A 22349-nucleotide genomic window follows, 5' to 3' on the forward strand; every position below is an offset into this window, starting at 1 on the left:
CTAAGCTCGACGTTGAGCGTTTCACCTAACCCGTTTTTTTTCCTGCACTCAGCCCGCTGTGGTCGGTGTCCATTCGCTTTTTCCAGGCTTTTCGAATTAAATGCGGTAACAGCAGGTAGAGCGGCATCCGGAGATAGTGTGAGCGTATGTAAAGTGCAAAAAGGGCGACATCTCTGAAGGGTATGCGATTTTGCATAGGGTCCGGTGTAAACGCTCTTTTGAAAAGAAAATCCATGATTGGTTTGCGTAAGCGACGCAACGGTGTCTCTGCTGATTTGAACACCTCCTCTGGTATGGGAGTATTGAAGACTTGTCCAGAGTAGTTAAGGGCATGGTAGAGGGAGCCGGTAAGCCCCAGTGACTGCGCCCTCGAGACCAGACTGTGCCAGAAGTCGCTATCGTGCCGCGGAAAATCACGCAGCATGCGGTCTATATCCCACAGGTCTCTGAGACCATGATGAAATTCTCCTTCGTGAAACAGGTGGGTGGCGCTGTGTATGACTATGTCCTGATGTGACAGAGTATAAACACCGGCTTGCACCTCGAGTAAATTCTCCCACAGTATCGACGCATCCACCTGGGCGTCTGATGTGGGTGGTAGTATATTGTGGTGGACATCGAGAGTTGTACCGCGTGTTCTGTGTGTGAGTGGCGGGATTTCATGTCCCCACTTGCGATAGTAGTGCTCGTCATAGGCACTCATGGGGCTGCCGCGCCAGCCCGCTTGTTTGAGGGCTGCCTCAACCCGCGCCAGGCTTGCTTCCGGGGTGATGATGTCGATGTCTGTAACCAGTCGGCCACGGCCCGCCGGTAGATTTCCCAGTATGTAGGCGGCCCCCTTTAGTAACACTAATTTTTCCCCAAGCGGTGCCAGTACCGCGAGAATTTTTTCGCATTCGAAGTGCAGGTCACGCCGTTGCTTTTCGTGAATCACCACACCCGAGGTCCAGTGCCGGCTCGCTGCGTAAGGTAGCGACGCAAGTACCCCGGAATCAGTCAGTCGCACGCCGAGCGCTGCGAGCAGACGTGAATTGCGAGCCTGGGACAGCAGCTGATTCAATTCAGTGTTGTTCAGTGTGCGGACTGACTGAGGATTGAGCAGGGCATCTTTCAAAAGGAAGCTCATGCGCCGTGTCTGCCTTCTACCAGTGTGTTCATCGCGTCGACGGCCCAGTCCATATCTCGATATACCAAATCAAAGCATTCAACCTCGTCGAGTAGATTCTTCATAACGTGAAAGCCAGTGTCGCCCAGTAAGCTATAATTGAACGAGTGATAGGCTGCCAGAAGAAAGCTGTCTGTTCGACGACGTTTACTCAGACCCTGTGGGTCATCGGGAGAGTAGCGCGGGAACACCAGTGCAGTGGTCGACAGCGGCTGGTTCTGGTGACTTTGGCTGTGCAGATCGGCCTTCATGTGTGCGACTCGGCCCTTATGTGTTTCCTCGCTCACCGGCCCGAAACAGGCCTCAGCTGAAAAAGATTTGATTACGCCGATGCTGTCGTTTTTCAGGCTCACCGGGCGGCATAGTGGAACGATTTTTCCAGAATCAGGCTCGATGAGGGCATGCTCATCTGACAATATGCGCCAGTCACTTAGGCCGAGGGCCGCGCACAGGGTGCTTTTGCCTGCGCCGGGAATCCCCGGCATGACAATGGCCGAGTCATTCCGGGCAACGGCCGCTGCATGTAGCTTGAGGTACTCATTGGCGTGAATTGATACGCACCAGTTCATGCCCCACTCGAGAAAAGCATAGGCTTGCCCGAGGGGAATCAGGTTAAACGGTGTGGTGCCATCGAAGAGAAACTCAAGTTGGCGATGTATGTGTTGCCGCAATCCATTTTGCTGCAGGGCAATGTCGTAATCTACAAAGTCGTCATTCGTAGCGATTTCGAAATCACTATAGAGTGTCCGTATACCGTCTTCGATAGTGCGCAGCTTGCTGCGAATTCGGTAGACGTAAGGTCCTATCCTGAGTGGTAATCCGTCGGCGGAGAGACGTGTGGAGAGCTCGTCCCGAGACAGTTGACGCAGAATTGTCATCTATTCCTGCTTCAGGATGTCCATTGCCACCAGTTCTGACAGCACCCCCTCCAGTGCTTCTTGCAGGTCTGTGTCTTGGCCCGCTTCCACCACGGAAGCAATGCGAGAGATCAGCGACGCCAGTGACAGAGATTCAGCCTGGATTTCGCGGAGCACATGGGCCGCGAAAGCGGTTAGTAGATGTGTGTCACCGCTGCGCGTGTCGTAGTAGATGACGGTTGTCTCTCCTGGGTCATAAAATCTGCCCTCCGATTCAGTTCGCCACTTCATACGCACAGCCGTAATTTATAGAGGGTTGTGTTGAGCCGCCCGTTGGTCAGCCAGAGGTTGTATGTGTCCGTATGTTCGCCGCAGGGCCTGCTGAAGACGAGGCCTGCCTCGATTAGGGACAGGAGCTATCTTCTATCAGGCAGATACCATCAAGTAGGTCAGGATCCTGACATGTAGAGTAGACGGTCGTACCATCGGTCCCAACAACGCCCTCGGCAAAATAGTTGCCATCGTCGGGTGCAGAGACATAATGAATCTCTCCCGCCAGTGATTCGTTGTGCTCGGGTCTACTGCCTGGCGCTGACTGAAACATACCGGTGGAGGGGTTGAAGGAGTCCAGCGTGGAGACTGACATGCAGCCGGGGGGTGTCTGGCCCCAGGCAGTCCTGTTGCCGAGAGACAGCAGCACAGCGCTGCTGGCGAGGGCTGTACGCGAGAAGCGCCGTCGCGATTGGCTGGGTAATTCTTCGTGAGTCGCATCGGCGGGCCGCTTGTCTGCCGGGCCTGCACTGCTATCTTTATTGTCGTCGTTGCTCACACAATACCCCTCAGATCCGTGGATCCGTCGCAACCGCCGACTGTATCTATTGATGAGACGGTGCAACCAGTTTCGGACATTTTATCATTACAAGGAAGGGGGGTCACCTGTAGATATCAGGTTTGCGCGCTGGATCACATATGGGAGGGGGCCGCCATCGGGGGTCTTACATATCGTCGCATAATAAAAATCAATAAAAACAGCAATTTAGAGTTATTAAAGCCTGGGTTGCGGTCATGGTTTGGGGCTTGATTTCCTGCAGCCAGATTCTCTGTGTTGATACCCGCCAATGGCATGCGGCCTGTCCTGTCTTACCCGGCGTTCGTCGTCTTGCAAAGGCCAGTGAAGTCTGTGAAAGTGAGGTTCGCAGTTAACGGTCCCTCGTAAATGTACGAAATATATTACAATTTTCAAGCCGAGCCGTTTCGTCTCAGCCCTGATCACCATTTTTGTTTTGAGCACAAGGGTTATGCGAGGGCCGGCGCGTACATGGCGTATGCCTACAGACGGGCTGAAGGATTTGTCATGATTACCGGGCGCCCGGGCACGGGAAAGACAACCTTGATTGGTGATCTGGTCGAAAGTCTTTCTTCGGATAATGTCTACGTGGCGAATCTGGTCTGCACCCAGTTGCAAGCGGATGATCTGCTAAAGTCGGTTGCCTATAGTTTCGAGATCGGCTCCGTTAATATCGATAAGGCGGAGCTGTTGCACCGACTTACAGTGCTGCTGCATCGCTGGCATCGCGCCAACAAGCGAGCGCTGCTTATCGTAGACGAGGCGCAGGACCTCTCCCCGTCCGCCATGGAAGAGTTGCGCTTGCTGACCAATATCCAGCTGGATAACCAGCCTCTGTTACAGGTCTTTCTGGTGGGGCAGCCCGAATTGCGCGATCTGGTACTCCGGCCGGAAATGGAGCAGGTGCACCAGCGCATTGTCGCGGCCAGTCATATCGACAGCATAGACCCCGAGGAGACCGAGGGCTACGTGATGCACCGGCTTCAGGTCGTGGGCTGGAAGGGCGACCCGTCCATTGAGCGGGGAATTTTTCCTCTGATCCATAAGTTCAGTGAGGGAGTGCCGCGGCGAATCAACCTCATATGCAGTCGTCTTTTTTTGCTGGGCAGTGTGGAAGACCGCCATACTATTGAGCTAAAGGACGTGGCAGTCGTGATCGGCGAACTGCAGACGGAGGGCCTCGCCGCGGGTACTGAGTTCTCGCCCCATGATTTTCAGTCTCCCGAAGCAGCAGACTGGGTGTCGGTTCCCGCAGACGCGGCGGTGGGCGCTGTCGAGGCTGCGTCCGAACCACCTCCGCCCGTCAGCGACACCGGCAATGATAAGGAAGTAGCTCCCCTGGCCGGGGCCGACGGAGGGGAGGCAGGCGTTGAACCTGCGTCCCAGGATATCATTGCGCCGGTGTCTCCAGACCCCGCTGTGGAGGCAATATCGGCGCCGGAGGTACCACGTAGTGCGCCTGCGTCATCGACAAACCCGCAAAGCGAGGCGGCCGAGCCCGCTGCGGTTACGCAACGAACTGACGCGCAGGAGACGCGTGAAACGGGCCGCACTGGGGAAGAAGCGCGTCCGAGGCAGCGCTTGCCGGAACGTCGGGCGGAGCGCAACCGCGGCGCATGGCCGCAGCGGCTGTCCGGTGCAATAGTAGTGTTTGTCGTGCTCTTCGCCTTACTATATGTCGCGTATGACGTCAGTCCGCCGGCCCTCAAGCGCATGGTGTCTGGTTTGGTCAGTGTCGGTCAAGCGGAGCCCGAAAGCGCAATCGCGGTCGCTCCCGGCGGTACGGTAAAGCCACCCTACCGTGCGACCGTGAAGTTCGCTCCACTGACTGGTGTGCTCGATGAGGACGCCCGGGATAGGTTGGATGAGGTCGTGTCGATACTGCGCGACCAGTCCGCATCCCTGGTCTATATCGCGCCGCCGTTCGCCGGAGACCTGTACGCGGATGAGTTGTTTGCGGCAAGATTCTTTGTGGTGCAGCGTTATCTCGTTGCTGCGGGTGTTGGAGAGGATCGAGTCAAACGAACGGATGAAAAATTGGGTGCTCGCGTCGGTGCGTTCAGTACGCCGGACGAAGCGCTCGAGGCCGAGACGGCGTCGGTCTACATAACACTGGATAATAAAAGTCGTTAAATAGCGAAAAAATGACCAAAACCGACTAATCTATGGGTGTAGGCTCGCAGTACGGGCGGGCGTTATTGATGGAAAGTCGTGATTATTAGTATAAAGCTTGGTTTCATTGTGATGTTTGTCACAATATTGCTTTGGCCAGTGATTTAGTGGGGGGTGGCATGGTAAAATCGCATGGGCCACCGATGAACATGTGTTTCCAAGGAGTGTTAGATGACAATTGATAAAGAGGTGTTTTCCGGGTTGCGGGCTCTGCACAGAATGAAAGCGGGCTTGGTGACAGTATTGGCGGCCCTGCTTGTGGGCTGTGCCGTTGGCGGTGATCTTCCACCTGTGCCGGACGCGCAAGTCAACGTAGAGGTAGACTATGACTATATTATAGGGCCGGGCGACGAGATAGCCATATTCGTTTGGGGCAATAGCGAATTGAACTCATCCAGTCCGGTTCGCCCTGACGGTAAATTGACAACTCATTTGGTCGAAGACCTCCAGGCCAGTGGCAAGACTTCGACGCAATTGGCCCGTGATGTTGAAGCGGCATACTCTGAGTATGTTCGACAACCTGTGGTCAGCGTAACGGTGACCGGCTTTGAGGGCGTTCCCGATCAGTCCGTGCGCGTGATGGGAGAGGCGGTTGATCCGCAGCAGATCACCTACAAAAAACATATGACATTGCTTGACGTAATGATCGCAGCAGGTGGCCTGACAGAGTATGCGGCCGGTAATAAATCGGTCTTGATTCGTCTCGTTGACGGCAAGGAGGTTAGTTACAACCTGCGCTTGGATGATCTGGTCAAACAGGGCGATATTTCTGCGAACCTTTCGATTATGCCCGGTGATATTGTCATCATCGCGGAATCCTGGTTCTGAGCAAGTATCTTGTCCGCCGGGAGCACGGTCTAGATGCAGGAGATTCTTGCACAGGTCTTTTCGTTTGTTTGGGGTGTCTGGAGGCATCGTTGGCTCGCCCTGATTGTGTCTTGGAGTGTCGCGATAGCAGGTTGGGCTTGGGTGTGGCAGTTGCCAGAGTCGTATGTCGCGACAGCAAGGGTTTATGTTGATACCAACTCCCTGTTAAAGCCCCTGCTGCAAGGCTTGACCATTCAGCCCAATACGCAGGATCGCATTGGCTTGCTCAGCCGTACCCTTCTGAGCCGACCAAATCTTGAAAAACTTATGCGTATGACAGACCTCGACCTCGAGGTTTCAGGCCCCGCTGAACAAGCCTTATTGATATCAAGCTTAAAAGAGTCTATTTCTCTTTACAGTGGTGAACAGAAGGCCCAGTCGCTTTATACTATCGACGTACAGCATCCCGACCGGGAAACCGCCAAGCGGATTGCCCAGGCGCTGCTGACTATTTTTATTGAGGGATCCCTCAGTGGAAAGCGCGAGGACGCAGACGGTTCTCTCGATTACTTGGACGAGAAAATTCAAGAATACGAGGACAATCTGGTCGAAACAGAAGCCAAAGTTGCGCAGTTCAAGCAGCAGCATTTTGATATTGTTGGCTCTGAAGGAGGCTTCTACGCCACGCTGAACCGTGAGAGAACGGCACTCGAGAGCGCACTTAGGGCGCAGCAAGAGGAACAAAACCGGGCGATAGCGCTCGAAAGCCAGATAGCGGGTGAGGATCCTCTCTACAACCCGTTGTTCATACCTGCGAAACCGTCTTTTGGTGGGCGTCAGCCCACCAAAAGGGAGCAGGAGCTGTCAAAAATACCTACGCCGTATGACCAGAAAGTCATCATGCTTACGTCCACCATGGATGATCTGAACCTCAAGTACACCCCGAGGCATCCTGAGGTGAGGCAGGCCCGGACGCTGCTTAAAGACCTCAACGCCGAGCGTGATGCCTACCAGAGAAAGGTGTTGGCAGAGCAGCGTGGCAATACCGGTGGAAATAAAACCGGTGCGGTTGAGATGCCCGGCCCCGCGATTCCCTATTCCAGCTTGACTAGCAGTCCCGTATATCTGGAAATGCGCATGGCGTTGTCCACCGCTACCGGTAATATTGCGAGTTTAAAAGCGAGAGTAGAGGCCCAGCAGGAACGTGTGGCGGAGCTTGAGGCGCAGGTAGATTCCATTCCCGGGGTAGAGAATGAATTGCGGCAAATGGAACGGGAAATCGGACTGATGAGCAGCGCGCATAGTACGATGACCTCCAAGAGGGCGCTGGCAAGACTAGGTCAGGATGTGGAAGAGAAGGCGAGCTCTGTGACTTTCCGCGTCATTGATCCCCCGTTTGTGCCGCTAATGCCCAGTGAGCCCGATAAGCTGTTACTGAATGCGTTAGTACTGGGGGGGTCTATTGTCGTTGGCGTGGGCGTGGGTCTGCTGGTTTCTCTAATCGCGCCTGTAATCATTGATCCGCATACGCTGGTTGCCATTACCGGTCTCCCCGTGCTTGGGTCGGTGAGGTTAAATTTACAGAATGATAAGAAGCGGCGGGAGCGTCTGGAGATTGTGGCGTTTTACTGTTTGACTGCATTTTTGCCTGTAGTATTCCTCGTAATGGCTGCAGGGCAAAGCACGTTGTTCGTCTAGTAGTGACAGCAAGAAGGTCAGAAAAAAGTTAAAAAAAACAAAGAGGCGAAGGACGGTAACTGGAATCAACTGTGAGCATCATAGAAAAAGCAATTAAATCCCTTGGTAAAGGGAAAGCTGAGAGCGCATCCGAGGCCGAGAGCACGGTGCAGCGCGCCGATGATCCGGCGCATTCTGCATCTGCAGGTATCGACGCAACGCTTTCTGCTACTGCGGGAGTGCAAACGAGGCCTGCTTCTATAGGAGCGGGAGAGGGAGCCCTTATGATTCCCTTCGGGCGCCTTCAGGAGCTCGGCATACTAACCCCCACGGCTCCTCGCAGTGCGATTGCCGAGGAGTTCCGGACCATCAAAAGACCGCTGCTGGTCAATATTGTGGGTGATTCTGTTACGCCTGCGGTCCCCAACGGCAAGTTGATCATGGTCACCAGCGCCTTGGAGGGAGACGGTAAGACTTTTTGTTCTATTTCGCTGGCCTTGAGTATTGCGATGGAGCAGGACAAACGCGTTTTGTTTGTCGATGGTGATTGTGCCAAGTCAACGGCTGGATCGCTGTTAGGTGTGCCGAAAAAAACCCCGGGATTGATCGACCTTATAGAAAATCGGGGCTCGCACCCGGAAAATTTCACACTTGATACCAACATGGAGACGCTACGGGTGCTTCCCTCCGGAAAATTTCACCCACATTCGAATGAGTTATTGGCGAGTTCTCGTATGCATGAATTGATACTTGAGCTGGCAGAAGAGGATGCGGATCGAGTAATTGTTTTTGACTCGCCGCCGCTGCTGCTGACAACCGAAGCAGCGATTTTGGCAAGCTTTATGGGACAGATAGTATTTGTTGTGAGTGCGGACCAGACGCCACAGTATGCGGTGACACAGGCGATTGAACATCTTGCCGAAGACAAAATGGTAGGAATGGTGCTCAACAGAGCGCGCCGGGGCCGTAACCCCTACTACTATAATTACGGTTATGCAGATACTCCCTACGGAAATAGCCCAGAGCATATGGGCACGGACTCAGGAAGATGATTATGGAGTTTAAAGAGTCTAGATTGTGCCAGCGTATGCTGGTGCTTGCATTCGGCGCCGGTGTCTTTGCCAGCAGCGTACAAGCGGCCAAGTGGGAGCGCGACATAGTCGTGGCACCAAGCCTGATTTATACGGATAACGTGTGTCTTACGAAGGACGATAAACGCAGCGACTGGACGGGTGTTGCTTTGCTAACGCCGTCCGGCACTGTCTCGGTAGAGACAAGCAAAACGAAAGCGCGTTTGAGTGGCTCTGTGACGGTCAATACACTCTCTGACGGCGACCTCAGAGATGACGGTTGTACTGGAGACTCTCTTGATGACAGGCAGAAATATTTTCCTCGCCTGCTGGGTACGATGAATACCATACTGATAGAAGACTGGGTGAAACTTAACGTCAGCGCCCGGGCAGATCAGAACCGGGTCAGTTCCGCCCGGGCCAGCAGTAATGATGGTCTCGATCGCAACGGTAATACAAATACCTTTTATCGGTATGAAATAAGCCCCTCTACCTCGCGTAAAATTGGGCGGAATACAAAAGCGGACTTACGCTATACCTATAGCCAGGTGCTTAATTCAGAGGATTCGGTCAGTGATAGTAGTCGTCACGCCGTCGTATCTTCGGTCAAGGGCGAGTTAAACCCGCGCATGACATGGGATGTGAAGGGCCGTTACAGCAACACGTCATATAGCGATGATGCGGTCAATGTGTTCACAGGAGAGAGCGTGCCCAGGGAAGACACCGAGCTCAAGTCGCTGTCAGGTAAGCTCGGCTATCAACTGACCCGCACCCTGCAGGTCAATGGCACTTACGGTTGGGAATGGAATAGTTTTCAGACTTTTCAGGGCAATGACACGGGCGGTCAAGCCTGGGATTTAGGCTTGCGGTGGGCGCCGTCTCCTCGAACGGTAGTCGATGTTGGCATAGGAGATCGTTTTTTCGGGACTACCCCGCGTGTAAGAATCAGGCACGAGCGTCAGCGTAGTACGATCACCGCTAACTACGAAAAAGTGATTACCTTTCAGCGTGACCTGGCAACCTATGGTATCAACGATCCCGCTGAGGGCCTGGGCAGTTACAGTAGTGGGGATCCACTCTTCAGTGGTGGCGGTGATCGCTTTGACGCCGACGGCGATGCTGTTGATGGCATCGGCACCGATACCAGCATTAACAGCGACGGGGTAATCATTGACGAGCGCATGACGCTTACCTATGTCTACAAGGGACGTGCCGGAACGTTGCAGATGTTTGGCAGCTATTCTCAACAGACTCGGGAAGAAGATGGGCAGGAAGCGGATTTCACCGACTGGGAAATCTCCTTCAGTCCGACGATGTCAGGGCGCTACAACTTGGTCGGATCAGTCTATTATGAAGACGTAAAGCCAGCCGGTTTCACCACTGGTCAGGACTTTAATAACCAAGCTAAATCAGAACAATGGACCTATCGATTGAATCTCACTTACCGCATGAGTGACCGCATGAACTTGACTTTCGGTTATCGCTTTGTCGATCGACAATCAGAGTTGCGTCTCAATGAGTACAAGGAAAATCTCTTTCTAATTGGGTTCAGGATTTTCCTGTAGAGGTTGCTTTATGGGCGGCGAGTCAGGGTCAAAGCGAGTTCTCTGTGTGGTGGGCGCTCGGCCAAATTTCATGAAAATTGCGCCTATTATGCGCGCCTTCGCGGGGTCCTCATCCAGTCTGAATGCCACTTTGGTGCATACTGGCCAGCACTACGACGTGGCTATGAAACATGCGTTTTTCGATCAGCTGCATATTCCTGAACCTGATGTAGATCTTGGGGTCGGGTCGGGCACTCACGCTCAGCAAACCGCAGAAATAATGAAACGATTCGAGCCTGTGCTGGATGACGTGCATCCCTGTGCGGTACTGGTGGTGGGAGACGTAAACTCGACTATTGCTTGTGCGCTTGTAGCGGTGAAGAAAGGCATTCCTGTTGTCCACGTGGAGGCGGGTTTGCGCAGTGGCGATCGTGGCATGCCGGAGGAAATTAATCGGATATTGACCGATCAATTATCCGATTTACTCTTTCTTACGGAGGATAGTGCGAAGAATAATCTGGCCAAAGAGGGGATTGCCGGTGAAAAGATTCACTTTGTCGGAAACGTCATGATCGATACCCTGTTACATAACCTCGCCGATGCGATTCCTGCAAAAACATCATTATCAAGCATGCAGCTTGACAGTGCACTCTGTGAAAAAGGGCGTTATGGCGTTGTCACTCTGCACCGTCCGTCGAACGTCGATGACCCCGCGGTGCTGCGTGGTCTGTTGGAAGTGCTTGCTCGCGTTAGTGAGCGCACGCCCTTGTTGTTTCCGATTCATCCTCGCACCGAGGCTTGCATCGAATCGGCAGGACTCCACGCAATACTTGAGAAAGCCGCGATAACCGCAATCCCTCCCCAGGGTTATCTGGAAATGCTTGGCCTGATGAAAGATGCGCAGGTAGTACTTACCGACTCAGGGGGTATACAGGAGGAAACCACCGCACTTGGCGTGCCCTGCATAACACTGCGTGACAACACAGAGCGGCCGATTACCGTTGAGCAGGGGACCAATACGATCGTAGGCACAGATCACGCCAAGATCATGGCCTGCTACGAGGACGTCGTGTTGACAGGTGGAAAAGTGGGTAGGGTGCCTGACCTTTGGGATGGGAACGCAGCCTCGCGCATAGTCCAGATTATGCACCAGTGGGCATCGGGATAAAGCTTATGGGTGCCCCGGTTGTAACGCTCGACAGTGGGCGAATGTGCAATGCGATGACCGTAGATGTGGAAGATTATTTTCAGGTCTCCGCTTTCGAGCCGCATGTTGACAGAGCAACCTGGGACAATTTTCCCAAGCGTGTGGAAGATAACACGTTACGTATACTCGATCTCTTCGCTCGCCATGAGGTCAGGGCTACATTTTTCATGCTTGGCTGGGTGGCGGAGCGCCATCCTGGACTTGTTAAAAAAATTGTTGAGTCTGGACACGAGCTAGCCAGCCACGGCTGGGAGCACATACGCGTCAATACTCAGACGCCGGAAGCTTTTAGAGATGATATCGAGCGCACCCGAAGTCTTCTTCAGGACTTGAGCGGTGAGCCAGTGATTGGATACCGGGCGGCTAGTTATTCTATCGGGACGAATGAAGCCTGGGCTTGGGATCAACTGGCAGCAGCGGGGTACGAGTATAGTTCTAGCATCGTGCCGATCCGACATGATCTTTATGGTATACCCGGAGCACCACGTTTCCCTTTTAGCACTGCAGGTGGAGCGCTTCTCGAAATTCCGATTACGACCGTACCCTTGGCTGGACGCAATATTAACTGTGGCGGCGGTGGGTGGTTCCGCTTGTTTCCTTATGCTTTTTCTCGATGGGCGCTTGCGCGAGTCAACCGATTGGATGGAGAGTCAGGTATTTTCTATTTTCACCCATGGGAAATAGACCCTGATCAGCCTCGCCAGCAGCAACTGGGCGTGAAGACGCGTTTTCGTCATTACCTCAACCTGGATCGTACGTATAGTCGATTAGAGAAATTGTTGACCGATTTTTCCTGGGGCCGAATGGATGAAATTTTTCTGACAGAAGGCGGACGGACTTGACGTTGACGGTAAAAAACCTTGATAGCCAGCTGATGGATAGCTGGGATGACTACGTGCGCCGTTCTGACACGGCCACATTCTTTCATCTTTCCAGTTGGAAAACAGTTCTCGAACGTGCCTTCGGCCATCGAACGCATTTTTTGTGTGTGCAGGAAAACAGTGACATTGTAGGCATTCTCCCTCTTGCCGAGATCAAGAGTGTGTTGTTCGGACACTCGCTAGCCTCTCTGCCATTTTGCGTATACGGCGGGGTGGTCGCAGACAACGATGAGGTAGCGAATGCGTTGCGCAAAACAGCGTCCGATCTGTCAGACACCCTGAAAGTTGGTGCCCTTGAGTTGCGTAATCGCGAAGTAAGTGAGACCGGGTGGCCGGTGAAAGATCTTTATTTTACGTTTCGCAAAGGGATAGACCCCAGTGATGAGGTGAACCTGAAGGCCATTCCGAATCGTCAGCGCGCGATGGTGCGTAAGGGTATCAAGGAGGGCCTGGTCAGTGAGTGGACCCAGTCAACTGATCGGTTCTTTCGCGTCTATGCCGAAAGTGTGAAGAACCTTGGGACCCCGGTGTTCTCTCGAAAGTATCTGCGCATTCTGAAGGAGAAGTTCAAGGACGACTGCAGTGTCTTGATGATTACGCACGAAGGTCGCGATGTCGCGGGTGTAATGAATTTCTATTTCCGAGATGAGGTGATTCCGTATTACGGCGGTAGCATCGCAGAAGCACGGCATATTAAGGGTGTGAATCATTTTATGTATTGGGAGCTTATGCGCCTCTCCGCTGCACAAGGCTATCGCTTGTTCGACTTTGGTCGCAGTAAGGCGGGTACTGGTCCCTATAGCTTTAAGAAAAACTTCGGCTTTGAACCCAGTCCGCTTCCCTATGAGTACTACCTTGCGACTTCAGACGCGGTGCCAGATGTTAATCCCCTGAACCCAAAGTATCAGACAATGATCAAGATTTGGGGCAAGCTTCCTTTACCGGTGGCGAATTTTGTTGGCCCATTTCTCGCCCGTTCCCTGGGGTAGTAAAAGATGTCCGCAGAATCAGTGTTGGGGCGGGCAGATGCACGCGCTGGCATGTGGGTTGTCGGCCTTTTCTTTCTGGCATTGTTGTATGTGTATCACGCTACTGCTCTGTCTATGGTCGCCATCTGGGCGCGCTCTGAAACCTTTGCCCATGGTTTCCTAATTTTACCCATCTCTTTGTGGCTGATATATATTCGGTGGGATGAAATCGCGACTGTGCGCCCGCAACCAAATCTCTTCTTGAGTGCGCTTCTATTGCCTGTGGGGCTCGTTTGGCTAGTGGCTGCGCTAGTCGATGTGCAGGTGCTGCAGCAGCTAGCGCTGGTCGCAATGGTTATTGTAGGAACATGGTCTGTTCTCGGCATTCGCTTGGGGCGTATGTTGGCTTTTCCCTTATTGTTCCTGTTCTTCGCCGTGCCTATGGGGCAGGGTTTGGTCGCGCCCATGATGGAGTATACAGCGACGTCAACAGTTTGGCTGATCGAAATGACAGGCATCCCAGTTTATCGAGAGGGGCTGTTTTTTACACTGCCCTCGGGGCGCTGGTCTGTAGTGGAGGCGTGCAGTGGAGTACGCTACATCATTGCATCAGTAACAGTGGGAACCCTTTACGCGTATCTCACCTACCGCAGTATGTGGCGTCGAGCGCTGTTTGTTCTTGTGTCAGCGATCGTTCCGGTATTCGCCAACAGTGCGCGGGCTTATATTATAGTCATGTTGGGCCATCTAAGTGATATGTCGATAGCAACCGGGGCTGATCATCTGGTATATGGCTGGGTTTTTTTTGGCCTCGTTGTTTTTGTTTTGTTTTGGTTAGGCTCTTTTTTTCGTGAGGATCAGCGGGCTGAGACGCGCGGCGCAGTTGCGCAAGGGCAGGATAAAAGCGTCGTCACTGATGCCGCAGTCGCGATCGTGGTGGCGGGTTTGGTTGCTGTTGCTGCTGCAGCGGTGGCTCCCTTGATGGCGACTATGGTGGTCGCCGACAAAGGAGGTGTGCAACAGCAGTCGTTAGATTTTCCTGACGCAGCGGGGGATTGGACGTCAGTACGTGGGTCATCGTGGCGGTGGTTGCCGCCCTCGCGCCTGGCCGGCCAGCGCTCTGCTTTTTATCAGCGGGACGGTGTGGTGATGGGGCTGTATGTTCAGTTTGACGATGGCCTTTTCGAGAATGCGGAGGTGGTGGGGAGCAGTGGCCTGTTTACACTGGAAGACAGTTGGGAGCGCGTGCTGCAGCAGGGCAAATACAACGTCGCTCTCCCGGACGGTTCGATTCAGGTCGATGAGGCGCAACTGCGGGGGCGCGGTAGTGAATTGCTTGTCTGGTCGTGGTATCTCATTGGCAGTGTTAGCACGTCCAATAATTATGAAGCCAAGATATTGCAGCTGAAAACTAGCGTTGGCATAAACGGTCCCGGCATTTACCGCGTGGTGCTTGCAATGCCGATGGTTTCATCGCTGGAGGCGACGCGAGAGCAGATGCAGCGCTTTTTCAACAAGCATGGCGAGGCACTTTACAACGGTTTGCAGCCATGAGCACTGATTCAGAGTCCAGCCCGCTGATTGCCCATATTATTTATACGCTGTCTACTGGAGGTATGGAGAACGGGCTGGTGAATATCATTAACCGGATGCCAGCCGGGAAGTACCGCCACGTGATTATTTGCCTCACCGAAGCGGATAATTTTGCCCGGCGTATCACCGCCGATGGTGTGGAGATTATCGAATTACATATGCGTGAAGGTCACGATTTTGATTGTTACCGCAGGCTGCGAAAATGTCTCAAGCAGCTTCGCCCTGATATTGTTCATAGCCGTAATCTCGCTGCGCTTGAGGCTCAGTTGTTTACACTTGGTTTGAGTGGGGTGAAACGGGTACACGGCGAGCACGGCAGAGAGATTTTTGACCTGGACGGCAGCAACTGGAAGTACCTCGCGCTGAGAAAGCTGATGCGTCTGTTTATCGATCGCTACATTGCTGTAAGCCGCGATCTGGAGCATTGGTTAGCGGCATCAGTGGGGGTTCCTTCCGAACGCATTCTGCAGATATACAATGGCGTTGATCACAAGCGTTTCGCGCCGGATGCGGTCAAGCCCTTGGCATTATTGCCCAAGTCTTGGCAGGCACTAGATGGTATGTTGATTGTAGGCACTGTGGGTCGACTGACCCCCGTTAAGGATCAGCAGATTCTGCTTCGCGCGATGGCGTCGCTTCGAGCCAAGCACCCTGAATTGGGTGAGCGTTTGCGTATGATATTGGTTGGAGGTGGTCCTTTGCGGGCTGATATCGAGCGTCTGTCGGCCCAGTTGGGCTTGCAGGAGGTTGTCTGGTTGACGGGTGATCGCGCCGATGTGCCAGAGCTGCTCAAGTTGATGGATGTATATCTGTTGCCGTCGCTGGGAGAGGGTATTTCGAATACGGTTCTTGAAGCGATGGCCAGTGGTTGCCCGATTATAGCCACGGAGGTGGGCGGTAACGTAGAACTGGTTGAGGATGGTTTAACGGGAGCCTTGGTGCCTGTAGGTGATCAGGGCGCACTGGAAGAGGCTATGCTGGCCTTGCTGGGTAATGAACGCGCCCGCCGGGAGCAGGGGTCCAACGCTCGCCAAAAGGTATGCAGGGATTTTGATTGGGAGCGCACCGTAGCATCCTATATGAGTGTTTATGATGTGGTGTTGTAGTGCGCATAGCGCCGAGCAATTGGAGATTAGCGGATAAAGTATGTGCGGCATAGCAGGCTTATTTGACATTACTGGACATCAGGCGTTCGACCGTGGCCTGCTAAGGGAGATGAACCAGACCCAGTTTCATCGTGGTCCTGACGAGGGAGGTGACTTTTTAGAGCCGGGTATCGCTCTCGCCCATCGCAGGCTTTCGATTATTGATCTCTCTTCCGGCCAGCAACCCATGCACAGCGCGGATGGCGCGGTCTCTCTTGTATATAACGGTGAAATTTATAACTTCGGTGAACTGGCAGCCGAATTAAAAGGCCTTGGTTATCAGTTTCGTACTCGTTGCGATACAGAAGTGATCCTCTATGCGTGGCAGGAATGGGGTGAGGCTTGTGTGGAGCGTTTCCGTGGCATGTTCGCCTTCGCGATTTACGATGCCAGACGTCAATGTGTCTTTCTTGCCAGAGATCGTCTTGGCATAAAGCCTTTGTTCTACTCGCTGTTGCATGATGGCGTGGTAGCCTTTGGTTCGGAACTCAAGGTGCTTAAGGCGCACCCTAAGCTGCCCCGTTCATTGGAGCCACGAGCAGTTGAGGATTATTTTGCGCTAGGCTACATCCCGGAGCCGAAGACTATTTATCGGGGCGTCTACAAGTTGCGCCCCGGTCATACCTTACTGCTGGAACGCGGTAAGTCCATGCCCAATCAGCGGGAGTACTGGGACGTGCCGTTTGAGCCAGTGGCAACGGGCAGCGAGGCGGATTTATGCGAGGAACTGTTCGCCCGTATGCGCGAAGCGGTGGATATTCGGCTTGTGTCGGAAGTCCCCCTCGGTGCTTTCCTGTCGGGTGGTGTGGATTCCAGTGCGGTGGTCGCTGCGATGGCGCAACTTCAAAGTGATCCGGTAAACACCTGCGCCATTGGCTTTGATGTGCCTCAGTTCAACGAGACAGATTTTGCTCGCCAGGTAGCTGATCGTTACGGTACTAATCACCTCGAGCGAGTGGTCGCCAGCGATGATTTTGATTTGCTTGATACGCTCGCAGCCCTATACGATGAGCCCTACGCTGACAGTTCTGCGATTCCTACCTATCGGGTATGCCAGCTCGCGAGAGAACGTGTGACCGTTGCCCTTTCTGGCGACGGTGGCGACGAACACTTTGCTGGCTATCGGCGCTATCGCTGGCACATGAACGAAGAGCGAATGCGTAATCTTTTGCCTCTAGGGATTCGTAAGCCCGTGTTCGGCACTTTGGGACGCCTCTATCCAAAACTGGATTGGGCGCCACGAGTTTTTCGCGCCAAGACCACTTTTGAGTCTATCGGTCGCACTGCGGTAGAGGCCTATCTGCATTCAGTTTCTTTGACCTCTGACACGCAGCGTAACCTGATGTTCAGCGATGCGATGCAGCGCGAATTGCAGGGGTATCGAGCGGTAGAAACTTTTGAACACTACGCGCGCCGTTGTCCCGCTGATGATCCGCTGTCACTCATACAATATCTGGATATGAAAACTTATCTGGTCGGCGATATCCTGACCAAGGTGGATCGTGCCAGTATGGCCCACTCGCTCGAGGTCAGGGTGCCTCTGCTTGATCACAAGTTTATCGAATGGGTTTCTGGATTGCCGGTGAATATGAAGTTACGCGGGCAGGAAGGTAAGTATATTCTGAAGAAGGCCCTGGAGCCTCACTTGCCCCACGATGTGCTGTATCGACCCAAGATGGGGTTTGGGGTCCCGCTAGGCAAATGGTTCCGTGGCCCTCTCAAGAAACGGATACGTGAGTCCCTGCTGGAGGGGAATCTCGCGCAATCCGGCATGTTTTGCCAGAGCTACCTGGAACAACTGGTCAATGATCACCAGTCCGGTTTGCGAGAGTACAGCGCACCGCTTTGGGCTCTGATGATGTTCCAGGCGTCTATGGCTGACGACGATATCTCGCTGGCATGATGTACCGGATGAGATCGAGTAGCTTCTCAGAGGCGGCATTATGAGCCTTTATACCCGTTTGGTAGCCAGTGCGATATTTCCCCTCCACGAGCGTTTGAAGGGCCACAGCACCCTGAGCGCTCTGCGATCCATGGAGCAATCCCAGTGGCTACCCAGAACTGACCTGAAGGCCTTTCAACTCGCTCGGCTTCGAGCTTTCCTCGAACGCATTGGACGAGATGTACCCTACTATCGCGATCTGTTCCGCGATAGTGGATTTAGTCCAGCTGACGTAAATGCCCTCACTGATCTGCAGCGTCTGCCTATCACAGGAAAGCCCGATATCCGCGAGAACCTGGAGCGTATGAAGGCAGATAATGCGGGCCCTTTGGAAAGATTCAGTACCGGTGGTTCAAGTGGGGAGCCTCTGGTGTTCTATCGAGGTAAGGAGCGGGTGAGCCATGACGTAGCCGCGAAGTGGCGCGCCACTCGCTGGTGGAATGTCGATATCGGTGACCGGGAAATTGTGATCTGGGGTTCGCCGATTGAGCTGGGTTCGCAGGATAGGGTTCGGCTGATTCGGGACAAGCTGCTTCGCACCGAACTGCTGTCGGCCTTCGAGATGTCCGAGGATAATCTGGAGCGCTTTATTCGTCGGATTCAGGCGTTCAAGCCACGCATGCTGTTCGGTTACCCATCGTCTTTAGCATTAATGGCGCGGTATGCAGCGGGTAAAGGGTTCAAGATGGATGAACTGGGAATTAAAGTAGTCTTTGTCACCAGCGAAAGTCTTTACCCACATCAGCGGGAGACGATCGAGTCGGTTTATGGTGCTCCTGTCGCCAACGGTTATGGCGGGCGAGACGGCGGTTTTATTGCCCATCAGTGTCCCGCGGGTTCCATGCATATTACGGCAGAGGATATTGTTGTCGAGATTGTGGACAGCGATGGTAATGTGCTCCCAACCGGCCAAAACGGTGAGATCGTGATTACTCATATGGCGATGGGCGACTTTCCCTTTGTGCGCTACCGCACAGGGGATGTCGGCAGCCTGTCCGATGAGTCCTGTTCCTGCGGCCGTGGGCTGCCGCTACTCAAGGAAATTGAAGGCAGAACCACTGACTTTATCATGGCGACAGATGGTACCGTCATTCATGGTCTGGCGTTGATCTATATTCTGCGTGAGTTGCCTCAGGTGGGGGAGTTTAAGATTGTCCAGGACGCCCTTGACAGGATAACGGTACAGCTTGTGGTCACGGGACCTCTAACAGGTGAGATGGAGGCTGAAATCACGGCGCAGTTCAGGAAGAGACTGGGTAGCACTGTTTCTGTTATATATGATTACGTTGAAAAGATCCCGGCGGAAGCCTCGGGTAAGTTCCGATATGTTGTCAGTCATGTGGCACATTAAAATAAGCGACAAGCGGAGTTAGCGATGCGCGATATTATCGTGACGTTGATGGTGTTTGGGACGATCCCATTTATCCTGCGTAATCCGTGGTACGGCGTGCTGGCGTGGTCGTGGCTGAGTTATCAAAATCCACACAAGCTGGCTTGGGGCTTCGCAAACAACATGCCTTTTGCGCAAATCGTCGCGATTGTGCTGTTGCTCTCATTGCTCATACACAAAGATCAAAGGCAGTTGCCGAAGAACGGCCTGGTCATTGTCTGGGCGCTTTTCTTCCTGTGGCTAATCATATGTGCTCTTGTTGGTCTTGAGCCTCAATATGCGACTGAGACGATAGAAAAGGTTTTAAAAATCCAGCTCATTGTCTTCGTGACAATGCTCCTCATGAGAGACTTCGAGAAGGTGAACCAGTTAATCTGGATGATCGTGTTTTGTATCGGTTTTTTCAGTGTCAAAGGAGGGATTTTCACCGTCTTCACGGGCGGTGGTTATCACGTGTTCGGGCCGCCCGGCAGTGAGATCGAGGAAAATAATGCACTTGCGGTGGCGATACTCATGATCGTCCCCCTGATGGTTTACATGTACCGATTTCCACCTCAGGCATGGGTAAAAAAAATCATGCCACTGAGTATCTTTTTCAGCCTCGCCGCGGTGCTTGGATCCCAGTCCCGGGGAGCCTTGATCGCCATCGCCGCTGTGGGTGGTTTCTACTGGTGGAAATCACAAACAAAACTTGTTACTGGATTTATTATTCTCATTATGGCCTTTTTTGGATACCAGTTTATGCCCCAGAGTTGGCATGAACGTATGGCGACGATTTCCGAGTATAAGGAAGACTCCTCGGCTATGGAGCGTATCACCGCGTGGCAATTCACCATTGCCGTCGCCAATGACCGCTTCACTGGAGGCGGATTTAATTCCTCCACTTTAAAGCAATACATGAAATACGGTATCGAGACGGTTAAAGAAAAAGCATTCGTCGCTCACAGCATTTATTTCGGTGTGCTGGGAGATGGTGGTTGGCCTGGCCTATTGTTATTCCTGTTGGTCATTTTAGGTATGTGGCGCCAGCTGACCATGATTATACGGTTGACCAAGGATGACCCCGATCGGGCGGACTATAATCTATTGGCCCGTATGCTGCAGGTGTCGATTGTCGCCTTTCTTGCGGGCGGTGCTTTCCTGAGCTTGCAGTATTTTGATCTTGCCTGGGGAATCATGGCAATAACCATCGGTCTGACACAGTTGGTCAAGGGAATCTACCCGCGCAAGACCAAGGGCAAAGTGGCCGCGTCATCCCGGCCCGGCGTCAAGGTTCCGACGAAAGCATGAGGCATGCCGCATTCAGTCTGCTTGCTCGCATGCTTCCGCTTGCCTTGGGCACACGGGGTAAACAAAGGTTGTCCATTCTCATTTATCATCGTGTTGTCACCGAGTTTGATCCTATGCGGCCCGCCGAGCCGACCCGGGAAATCTTTGACTGGCAAATGCGTCTGGTCAGACAGCATTTTCACCCTCTGTCATTGCTCGAGGCGTTGGACAAGCTGGAGTCGGGTCAGCTGCCGGAGAGGGCGATCTGTGTCACCTTTGACGATGGCTATGCCGATAATGAACTGCATGCGATGCCTATTTTAAAAAAATACGCAGTTCCGGCAACGGTGTTTGTCAGCCCTGGCTTTCTCAACGGTGGCCGCATGTGGAATGATTCCTTAATAGAGTTTTTCAGGTGCTTCAGGGGAGATTCACTGGATCTCAACGAACTTGGACTGGGTCGTCACGATACCGCCAACATGGATGCCAGGCTGGCCTCGGCTGAACGGGTGATAGGGGAAATAAAGTACCGTGATCCTGCCGAGAGAGTGCAGTTGGTTGAACAGATACAAGACTGGTTTGAGGGTGAGGGCCGGCCTGATGACCTAATGATGACGGATGCACAGGTCAGGTCGTTAGCGTCAAACGGTATCAGCATCGGCGCGCATACGGTGAACCACCCTATATTGGCGAGCGTGACAGACGAGGTGGCCCACCGCGAAATACAGGACAGTAAAGCCCGCTTGGAGGACATGCTGCAGCAGAGCGTAGATGTGTTTGCCTATCCAAATGGCCAGCCGGGCCAGGATTATCGAAAGGAGCATGTGGCGATGGTCAAGTCACTCGGATTTCGCGCTGCGGTATCAACGCATTGGGGTGTCAGTGATCGGGAAAATGATTGTTATCAATTGCCGCGGTTCACGCCCTGGGATAAGCAGCCCTCTCGATTTGCCGGCCGCTTACTATTGAATTACCGCGAGATCGGCGTCCCCGGTTTGTAAAGGCGCTTCTGATTGCCCTGTTCCGGTGAGCTGATCTGTTACTGCTTCAGATGTCTCCTTTGTTTCGTTCGCATTTGGCTTACCCCAATGGCCCGCATTGGCCAGTTTTTTCTTCAGGCCGGGCAGAGGAAAGTCGGTGCTATACACTTCTTGCGCGACCGTCACGGCCTCTTCATAGCGTTCCAGAGCGACCAGCGTAAGACCCATGTTGTAAAGCGTAATCACGTCATTAGGGAGTAGCGCGTTGGCTTTGCGATACGACTTCAGTGCCGTGTCGTAGTGCTTGAATTCATGCATTAACATACCGAGGATCATGTAAGGCACCGGGTCGTTTGGGCTAAATTTGATGGCGCGTTGCAGATGGCACTCAACGGGGCTGGGGGCATTAATGGACCGAGAGAATTCTCCTCGATTTCGCTTGAGGCGGTATTCATAAGCGGCATAAAGAGCCTGGGGGTGGTTAGGCCATGCCATCAAGGTGTATTGAATATCATTTATCGCGGCGGTGGTGGTCGCCTGTTGCAGCTGCAGAATCTCTGGGGTCAGGTGATACTCTTCGGTAATAAATAGCTCGCCCTGAAATTTTGCGCGGTCACGGTAGTCGAAGGGGCCAAAGGGTATCCTGGCGCCTCGGCAGGTGAGTTTTTGCAGGTCTGCACCCACAAAGGGTGCCGGGCGCCGACTGTTTTTGACAGGATCCGCGGCCAGCGCAGGGCCAGTAAAAAAGAAACTGAATACGATCGATATCAGGGCGGCATTATTTATTAAGTCTTTGAATTTAAACATAATATATAGTACTCAGGCAGCGAGACAC

General features: G+C 53.2%; 19 protein-coding genes. 14 read left to right on the plus strand and 5 right to left on the minus strand.

Going from position 1 to position 22349, the window contains the following annotated elements; translation table 11 throughout:
• Nucleotides 1-25: 25 nt before the first annotated feature.
• The 4 genes from EYC82_RS00825 to EYC82_RS00840 all read right to left on the minus strand — a co-directional run bounded on the left by EYC82_RS00825 (nt 26) and on the right by EYC82_RS00840 (nt 2851).
• Nucleotides 26-1126: a nucleotidyltransferase domain-containing protein gene (locus EYC82_RS00825; RefSeq protein WP_279247653.1), complete on the minus strand. Its 1101-nt coding sequence runs from the start codon at nt 1124-1126 to the stop codon at nt 26-28.
• Nucleotides 1123-2043, minus strand: a complete 921-nt coding sequence (locus tag EYC82_RS00830) for an HprK-related kinase A (RefSeq protein ID WP_279247654.1) — start codon at nt 2041-2043, stop codon at nt 1123-1125. The genes EYC82_RS00825 and EYC82_RS00830 overlap by 4 nt, the downstream gene beginning before the upstream one ends.
• Nucleotides 2044-2313, minus strand: a complete 270-nt coding sequence (locus EYC82_RS00835) for an HPr-rel-A system PqqD family peptide chaperone (RefSeq protein ID WP_279247655.1) — start codon at nt 2311-2313, stop codon at nt 2044-2046.
• A gap of 112 nt (nt 2314-2425) precedes the next feature.
• Nucleotides 2426-2851, minus strand: coding sequence for a hypothetical protein (locus EYC82_RS00840; RefSeq protein WP_279247656.1), 426 nt, complete (start codon nt 2849-2851; stop codon nt 2426-2428).
• A gap of 387 nt (nt 2852-3238) precedes the next feature.
• Here EYC82_RS00840 and EYC82_RS00845 point away from each other — a divergent pair, with 387 nt between their 5' ends.
• The 14 genes from EYC82_RS00845 (at nt 3239) to EYC82_RS00910 (ending at nt 21535) form a co-directional block, all read left to right on the plus strand.
• A complete protein-coding gene (locus tag EYC82_RS00845; protein ID WP_279247657.1) occupies nt 3239-5002 on the plus strand; it encodes an AAA family ATPase in 1764 nt (587 codons plus the stop codon).
• A 210-nt stretch (nt 5003-5212) separates the two neighbouring features.
• Nucleotides 5213-5869, plus strand: a complete 657-nt coding sequence (locus tag EYC82_RS00850) for an XrtA/PEP-CTERM system exopolysaccharide export protein (RefSeq protein ID WP_279247658.1) — start codon at nt 5213-5215, stop codon at nt 5867-5869.
• A gap of 33 nt (nt 5870-5902) precedes the next feature.
• On the plus strand, nt 5903-7546 hold the full coding sequence (locus EYC82_RS00855) for an XrtA system polysaccharide chain length determinant (RefSeq protein ID WP_279247659.1): 1644 nt from the start codon (nt 5903-5905) through the stop codon (nt 7544-7546).
• Nucleotides 7547-7617: 71 nt separating this feature from the next.
• Nucleotides 7618-8577: a CpsD/CapB family tyrosine-protein kinase gene (locus tag EYC82_RS00860; protein ID WP_279247660.1), complete on the plus strand. Its 960-nt coding sequence runs from the start codon at nt 7618-7620 to the stop codon at nt 8575-8577.
• 2 nt (nt 8578-8579) lie between these two features.
• The gene (locus tag EYC82_RS00865; protein WP_279247661.1) at nt 8580-10160 is read left to right on the plus strand and encodes a TIGR03016 family PEP-CTERM system-associated outer membrane protein; all 1581 of its coding nucleotides are present in this window, start codon (nt 8580-8582) and stop codon (nt 10158-10160) included.
• Between the two features lie 10 nt (nt 10161-10170).
• Nucleotides 10171-11307 (plus strand): non-hydrolyzing UDP-N-acetylglucosamine 2-epimerase, encoded by a 1137-nt coding sequence (gene wecB, locus EYC82_RS00870; RefSeq protein ID WP_279247662.1) that lies wholly within the window; start codon nt 10171-10173, stop codon nt 11305-11307.
• 5 nt (nt 11308-11312) lie between these two features.
• Complete coding sequence (locus EYC82_RS00875; protein WP_279247663.1) at nt 11313-12188, plus strand: XrtA system polysaccharide deacetylase; 876 nt, start codon at nt 11313-11315, stop codon at nt 12186-12188.
• Entirely contained in the window at nt 12185-13216 is a 1032-nt protein-coding gene (locus tag EYC82_RS00880; RefSeq protein WP_279247664.1) for a FemAB family XrtA/PEP-CTERM system-associated protein, read from the plus strand. The genes EYC82_RS00875 and EYC82_RS00880 overlap by 4 nt, the downstream gene beginning before the upstream one ends.
• A 6-nt stretch (nt 13217-13222) precedes the next feature.
• Nucleotides 13223-14749, plus strand: coding sequence for an exosortase A (gene xrtA / locus EYC82_RS00885; protein ID WP_279247665.1), 1527 nt, complete (start codon nt 13223-13225; stop codon nt 14747-14749).
• Entirely contained in the window at nt 14746-15894 is a 1149-nt protein-coding gene (locus EYC82_RS00890) for a TIGR03088 family PEP-CTERM/XrtA system glycosyltransferase (protein ID WP_279247666.1), read from the plus strand. The genes xrtA and EYC82_RS00890 overlap by 4 nt, the downstream gene beginning before the upstream one ends.
• Nucleotides 15895-15934: 40 nt before the next feature.
• Nucleotides 15935-17836, plus strand: coding sequence for an XrtA/PEP-CTERM system amidotransferase (locus tag EYC82_RS00895; RefSeq protein ID WP_279247667.1), 1902 nt, complete (start codon nt 15935-15937; stop codon nt 17834-17836).
• Nucleotides 17837-17876: 40 nt separating this feature from the next.
• Nucleotides 17877-19226, plus strand: a complete 1350-nt coding sequence (locus EYC82_RS00900) for a phenylacetate--CoA ligase family protein (RefSeq protein ID WP_279247668.1) — start codon at nt 17877-17879, stop codon at nt 19224-19226.
• A gap of 24 nt (nt 19227-19250) precedes the next feature.
• The gene (locus tag EYC82_RS00905; protein WP_279247669.1) at nt 19251-20555 is read left to right on the plus strand and encodes a putative O-glycosylation ligase, exosortase A system-associated; all 1305 of its coding nucleotides are present in this window, start codon (nt 19251-19253) and stop codon (nt 20553-20555) included.
• Nucleotides 20552-21535 carry a polysaccharide deacetylase family protein gene (locus EYC82_RS00910; protein ID WP_279247670.1) on the plus strand — a complete coding sequence of 328 codons (984 nt, stop codon included), beginning with the start codon at nt 20552-20554 and terminating at the stop codon, nt 21533-21535. Before EYC82_RS00905 ends, EYC82_RS00910 begins: the two co-directional genes overlap by 4 nt.
• On the opposite strand, the gene EYC82_RS00915 is transcribed toward EYC82_RS00910, so the two are convergent.
• On the minus strand, nt 21497-22321 hold the full coding sequence (locus tag EYC82_RS00915) for a tetratricopeptide repeat protein (protein ID WP_279247671.1): 825 nt from the start codon (nt 22319-22321) through the stop codon (nt 21497-21499). The two genes, EYC82_RS00910 and EYC82_RS00915, sit on opposite strands and share 39 nt — an antisense overlap.
• Between the last annotated feature and the right edge of the window lie 28 nt (nt 22322-22349).

This window comes from Candidatus Marimicrobium litorale, assembly GCF_026262645.1.
Lineage (GTDB): Bacteria > Pseudomonadota > Gammaproteobacteria > Pseudomonadales > Halieaceae > Marimicrobium > Marimicrobium litorale.